A 6,294-nucleotide genomic window follows, 5' to 3' on the forward strand; every position below is an offset into this window, starting at 1 on the left:
ACATTTCCTGCATTAGTAGTACGGCAGTCTTTAGAAAGCCCGCCGCATGCAACATTTCCTGCATTTGTGGTTCGGCAGTCCTTCGACCTGCCTCCGCAGGCGACCTCTCCTTTTGATGTGGTCCGGCAGTCCTTTGAGCCGCAGAACACGAGTCCCTCAACAATTACGCAGGCATCATTTATATCAACCGCCGAGGACTGCATCGAGAAAGCTATAAACAAAGCAAGAGATATCGTAATAATGTATAGAAAATTTTTCACTGCTAACCCCCTTCACCTGGTTTCTGTTTTTAAAGAATATAAGAGATAGCTCGCTATAACAAATAGTTTATTATGTAGCAAAAAAATTATTGTTTGTAATACATACGTATGATAGAATTGGCTAAATACATCATAAGCGGTATGGAGGGTTAAATGAGAGTTGTTCTAATCTGTTTTGTAACACTTACAATCGTATTATTCACAATAAACCATAATACGAATGCAGGCTGCAACCCACCAGTTGGAGATGTGATCACATGCACTCCGGCTGCCCCTAATCCTGACTTTATGGGAGTTCAACAATCAGGAAATAACAATGACCTGACTGTAAACGTCCTTGAAGGCACTGAAATAAACACCGAAGACGATGAACTGTTGGACGCAATAAGAACCAGCGGCGGAAACGATCTTATTAACGTAACGAGAGCAATAGTAAGAGGCGGAGATTCAGGTATTGAAACAGGAGGCGCTAACGATACTATCAATGTGATAGGCGCTCTGGTTAGCGCGGATTTTAGAGGAATCGAAGCAGGAAACCAGGATGACACTGTTAATATAATGGAAGGCGCAGATATCATTAGTACAGGTGAAATTGCCATCCAAACCGGAAATGATATGGATAAAGTAACGGTAGATGATTCTACAGTGACCTCATTTGTGAATGATGGTATAGAGACTGCAAACGCCGAAGATATGGTCACTATTACTAACTCCGTTATCACTGGTGGCCCGGGATTCTTTGCAGTTGATCTTGGAAACGGAGACGATATGCTGACCTTAAATAATGGCGCAGACCTAAGGGGCGGCATAGACTGCAGAGATGATTTTGACATATTAGTGTTTGCGATGCAGGTGCCCACAGATGAGCTTGATGAACTCACTGCTCAAATAGAAGCAAGCGACCCTGAAGGCGGCAGCATAACAATAAACCGTCTCTTTTATGAATGGGAAAACTGTGAAGAGCTTGTAGCAGATTTGTCTGGAGGATTTATCTCACCTGTGCCAACTCTAAGTGAGTGGGGACTTATCGCAATGGCGGGGCTACTTGGTATAGTAGGATTTATTATGGTTAGGAGAAAAAGGCGCGTTATTGTATAATCGCTAGAAATTTAATTATCTAAAACATATGGAGGGGATGATGAAACTTATACAGACAGCTGTATTTGTACTTACTATTATAGTTACTTCAGCTCTATCACAAGCTGCAACGCTTACAGTTCAAAACCTTAACGACTCAGGCCCAGGATCGCTTCGTCAGACGATAGCTGACTCAAACCCGGGTGACACAATAGAATTTGCCCCCGGTATTGCAGGCGGGACGATAAACCTTGAAAGCGAGATTCCTATTGTAGGAAGCCTAGAAATATTAGGCCCCAAACCTGAAAAATTAACCTTAGACGGCCAAGACCAAACACGTATTTTCAATATCAGCGGCGTAGATACTGACACAATAATTATGAGTGCTCTAGTACTTCAAAACGGGTTTGCTGATCAGGACGACGGCGGTGCAATCTTAATTAATGGTCCAAATCTGGAAATAAACCACTGTGTATTTGACTCTAACCGCACTTTTTGCAACTCTCAGGGCTGCGATGCTGAGGGAGGAGCGCTAAGAAATAGAGAGGGCAATATAGAGATTGTTATTAACTACAGTTCATTTATAAATAATTCAACCCAGTGTATAGGGGATGACTGCACCTCTGAAGGAGGGGTCTATCACAATGGTGGGGGACAGACCAATACGACATTTAACAAAAGTGCATTTATCTCAAATTCAACCACATGCACGGGTGAGGATTGTGATTCAGGCGGAGGAGCATTTCATAATGGAGGAGGCGGCATAAGTAATGATCAGCTAATAATAATTGTACATAACACAACATTTGCATTAAATACCACACACTGCAGCGGTTTTGATTGCAACGCTGAAGGAGGCGCTATTGATAATGCAGGAGGTGAAGTATTTGTTGATATTTCAAATTCTACTTTTGACCAAAACACCTCCTCATGCGAGGGAGAAGAGTGCGCTGCATTTATAAACATTTTAGACGGTGTTGAGGAAGGAACAATAAAAAACAATATCTTTTATTCTGATGCAGCTGGAGCAAATTGCGATAACGAAATCCAAATGATTTCTGAAGGCTACAACATAGACAACGGCTCAAGCTGTATTGACGGATCTGTCGCCGGAGACAAACCTAACACGAATCCACGCCTTGACCCAAGAGGCCCTCGAGATAACGGCGGCCCTACCCCAACGGTCGCGCTATTTATTACCAGCCCGGCAATCGATATGGGCAGTCCTGATTGCCCGCCGCCTGATACCGACCAAAGAGGGTTTCCTCGCCCAGAGGGTGTAGCATGTGATATTGGAGCCTTTGAGGGTTCAGTACAAGAATTACGCTCGGTACCTACTCTCAACGAGTGGGGATTAATAGTGATGGCTAGCGTTCTGGGGCTTATCGGTTTTATGGTAATTAGAAGACGTGCTGTCCGTATAAACTAATTAAGCACAATTACTGTTTTATCAGACGTCCATAAATTAACCAGTTCTAATTAGTATTTAAGGAGGGGACACTATAAGAACTCTAACTACATATATATTTACGGCTCTAGTTTTCGGCTTATTGCTCCTTACTTTATCTCTGCCAACTATAGCACAACCTGTCCCGTTTGAAGGTTGTTGTCAGTTTATTAATTCATGTGAAACTTTGTCTCAATCAGATTGTATAGCAGACAGCACTAGTATGGAATTTTTTATCAATGAAATATGCAGTGAGGGTTCTCTTACATGTCCTAGTTTTGTTCTTGCAGATTCTGATCTTCGCAATGTTCCAACTTTATCTCAATTAGGTCTTTTGGCAATGGCTGGTTTATTAGGAATAGTTGGATTTATAGTTGTGAGAAGGCGTAAATTGCATGTAGGTGCTTAATTCCTTCATCTATAATAACTCCATAAAATCAGGGGGTTTGGTGCATATAGCGCTAAACCCTTTTTTTATTTCCAATTATTTGAATATATAAAAGTATCTTGACATTAAATACGAACATATGTTTTAATCTGAGCATAGATGCGGTAGGTATCTCAATGTTTATTTCTTAGTGAATCTTTGGGCGGAAGGTTCATAAAATCATGGCAAATGGGGAAGTTGTGAAATATTCTAGGTAGATCTTTGCCTTTTTGGGCTATTAGACTATCCGCGTCTAAATATTCTTTGGAGGTAGAAGGCATGATTAGATATATGTTAGTTGTAGTATTAGCTTTTGGCTTTATGACACCAAGGACTATGGGAGCTACTACAATTGAGTATGGATTAATTGCAGCTCAATTGCTGGCGCTCGGAATAGTCTGCCCTCCAGCAGAGACCATTTGCGGACTTTGCGAAACAGGAGATGTCTGCGACATAACACCTAGCACAACAGGTTGTTTTTCTGGAATTTCTTGCGTTGTGAGCGTAGGCAATCAAATATGCACAAGTGATTCAGATTGCACTGATCCAGCAACACCAAATTGTGATCTAAACGTATGTGTAGCAGATCCTAATGTGTGCATTAGTGACGCAGATTGTGCAGATCCGGCCTTACCATTTTGCGATATACAAACCATGCTCTGCACAGATGTTGCTCCTATTGATACAGATCAAGACGGAATGCCGGATGCGGTAGACCTGGATGACGACAATGACGGGGTTTTAGATGTTGATGATGCTGACCCTATTAACAATTCAATTTGCGAAGACGCCGATAACGACACATGTGATGACTGTAGCATGGCCATGGGGAACGACCCATCAAATGACGGACCGGACTCTGATGGTGACGGGATTTGTGATGCTGGAGATATGACATGCGACTGTGATGACCCCCAAGCAATAGCGCCTGCATTTGAGTTTAGAGGCAAAACCTATTTCTTCGGAACATTTGGAGATGATATTATTTGCGGCACACCCGAGAGAGATGTAATTTTTTCATTCGCGGGAGATGACTGTATAGATTCAGGTGATGGCAACGACAGAGTTTTTGCCGGATTTGGGGATGATGTCATACACCTAGGAGCTGGTAATGACAGGGCATTAGCAGGTCCGGGAAATGATGATGTTGAAGGCGGCATGGACGAAGACAGGGTTCACGGCGGTTTTGGCGAGGATTACTGTGATGCTGAGATAACATCAGGATGTGAAGTAAGCCCATAAAACTGATTGAAATCTACTGAGCCCAAAGAGCTGACTGCTCTTTGGGCTTTTTACTATCTAAGCTCACTAAATACAAAAAAACAGCGTAATTTCAGCCTCTTATATGCTATAATTATTATATCTACTTGGCGGTAGGTAATAGCAAAAGGAGGGATCACTCCCATGAAAATATTTTTATGTATATCTATAGCTCTATTTATAGGGCTTTTAGTATCTGTTCAAGATTCCAATGCACAGTGCGTATGCTGGCCTAATGGCATTGAGGCTGAGCTGAACGTAGCAAGCGAAGGGACCATATGCGAGAGAGAAGGCGATGACATTATCCTTATCTCACTGAGTAATCCCGAGCTTGTCTGCGGTTTCTCAAGAATTTTAAGAGCAGATTTCACATCATGCTCTGAAGCAAGTTTGCCTGATGAAGACAATATGCCCGAAGGATTTGCTTGCGGACCTGGATTGCAATCAATGAGCGATCTGGCTGAGCAGACATGCAGGCAGGATTTAGATGATTTTTGTGATCAGCTAAACCCAAGAAACGTGCCTACTCTATCAGAGTGGGGACTTGTCTCAATGGCTGCTATTTTAGGAATTATAGGATTTATGGTCATTAGAAAAAGACAAGTGACTACTTAAAAATTCATACGCCATCTATAACTCAGAAAAGGGGACTTCGGTCCCCTTTTTTATTTCCCATTTAAATTGATTGATATAAATATTGCTATTTGTTATCATATGCACAAAGATGGCTTTTTTGTTCCTAGAACTGCTATTTAAACAAATTTTGAGGAAAGGAGAATTTGATGAGAACATTTGTTTACTTAGGTCTAGTAATATTCTTAGTAGTCGGTTTATCAGCTCAAAGATCTAACGCGGCTTGCTCAGGTGTTATGAACGGGCTTGGCGGCCAGGATATTAACTGCCCGCTGCCGCTTCAGTCCACAACCCTCAATATAGTTTCATCACCAGCGTTCACTACCAATTTCCCTGATAATGTAACAATACCAAATCCCGGCGGTATACAGGTTGGATCTGTATTTGCTATTATTACTGAGGCTGGAGACGATACATTAACCGTTAATGGCATTGTTCATTCCCAAACTAGCACAGCAATATTCACAAGCGGCGGCAACGATATGGTATTTGTTGGGCCAGGGGCAGATATTTCTGGAGATTTTGGCGTGAGCACATCGAATGAAAATGACCTAATACGAGTGACCGGGGGCATGATCTCCGCTACAACCCTACCTATAGGCAGTGGCTTTGATGACGACACAGTGGAAATCACTGGTGGATCGATTAGCTCAATGGGTCCTGAAATCCTGAATACTAGTGCTGGAAATGACACCTTAAGAATAAGCGGGGGGACATTTGGACCAGGGACAATACAAACATCATCTCAGGAAGATCTGATTGTTGTATCAGGCGGAATATTTGCCGGAAATGAGATTGATGCCGGTTTAGATGTAGATACGATCCACATTACTGACGATATTCCAAACCTTGGAATTCTTAATTGCGGCGGCGGTGCTGGTATGGATTCGTTAATTTTATCAATGGACGTACCCCAAGGCCAAGTTGCTACTCTGTCAGCTGAATTTATGGCTGGTGGTGAGTTTAATGAGATAACCGTAAACGGCATTACTTATGAATGGGCAGAATGCGAAAACCGCATACCTAACTTCAACGGAGTTGTAACAACAATAAGCCTAGCTCCTCACACTGCAACTAATATTATTGATGATACCCATAGAGTATCTGCAACAGTTCTGACTGATGGTGAGCCTGATCCCGGCGTTGTAGTTACTTTTAGAATAATAAGCGGACCAAACCAAGGTACTATG

The 6,294-nt window shown here is 42.3% G+C and carries 7 protein-coding genes; 6 read left to right on the top strand and 1 reads right to left on the bottom strand.

The features are described 5' to 3' along the window. A partial coding sequence (locus tag AAF462_09175; GenBank protein MEM7009288.1) for a hypothetical protein occupies positions 1-260 on the bottom strand: 260 nt, incomplete at its 3' end. A gap of 153 nt (positions 261-413) precedes the next feature. On the opposite strand from AAF462_09175, the gene AAF462_09180 reads away from it, so the two are divergent. From AAF462_09180 to AAF462_09205, 6 genes are all read left to right on the top strand, one after another. Next, positions 414-1,358, top strand: coding sequence for an IPTL-CTERM sorting domain-containing protein (locus AAF462_09180; protein MEM7009289.1), 945 nt, complete (start codon positions 414-416; stop codon positions 1,356-1,358). 37 nt (positions 1,359-1,395) lie between these two features. Continuing rightward, positions 1,396-2,766 (top strand): IPTL-CTERM sorting domain-containing protein, encoded by a 1,371-nt coding sequence (locus tag AAF462_09185; protein MEM7009290.1) that lies wholly within the window; start codon positions 1,396-1,398, stop codon positions 2,764-2,766. 241 nt (positions 2,767-3,007) lie between these two features. Beyond that, on the top strand, positions 3,008-3,193 hold the full coding sequence (locus AAF462_09190; protein ID MEM7009291.1) for an IPTL-CTERM sorting domain-containing protein: 186 nt from the start codon (positions 3,008-3,010) through the stop codon (positions 3,191-3,193). Between the two features lie 297 nt (positions 3,194-3,490). Further along, a complete protein-coding gene (locus AAF462_09195; GenBank protein ID MEM7009292.1) occupies positions 3,491-4,453 on the top strand; it encodes a calcium-binding protein in 963 nt (320 codons plus the stop codon). 162 nt (positions 4,454-4,615) lie between these two features. Then, positions 4,616-5,086 carry an IPTL-CTERM sorting domain-containing protein gene (locus AAF462_09200; GenBank protein MEM7009293.1) on the top strand — a complete coding sequence of 157 codons (471 nt, stop codon included), beginning with the start codon at positions 4,616-4,618 and terminating at the stop codon, positions 5,084-5,086. Positions 5,087-5,253: 167 nt separating this feature from the next. Then, positions 5,254-6,294: hypothetical protein (locus tag AAF462_09205; protein MEM7009294.1), on the top strand; the 1,041-nt coding region annotated here is incomplete at its 3' end.

The sequence above is a fragment of the Thermodesulfobacteriota bacterium genome (genome assembly GCA_039028315.1).
In the GTDB taxonomy this organism is placed as follows: Bacteria; Desulfobacterota_D; UBA1144; order Nemesobacterales; family UBA2774; genus CR02bin9.

Excerpts from the sequence above, each read along its gene's own strand:
- AAF462_09190 (MEM7009291.1), top strand. The coding sequence starts at position 3,008 with ATGGAATTTTTTATCAATGAAATATGCAGTGAGGGTTCTCTTACATGT.
- AAF462_09180 (MEM7009289.1), top strand. The coding sequence starts at position 414 with ATGAGAGTTGTTCTAATCTGTTTTGTAACACTTACAATCGTATTATTC.
- AAF462_09200 (MEM7009293.1), top strand. The coding sequence starts at position 4,616 with ATGAAAATATTTTTATGTATATCTATAGCTCTATTTATAGGGCTTTTA.
- AAF462_09185 (MEM7009290.1), top strand. The coding sequence starts at position 1,396 with ATGATGAAACTTATACAGACAGCTGTATTTGTACTTACTATTATAGTT.
- AAF462_09195 (MEM7009292.1), top strand. The coding sequence starts at position 3,491 with ATGATTAGATATATGTTAGTTGTAGTATTAGCTTTTGGCTTTATGACA.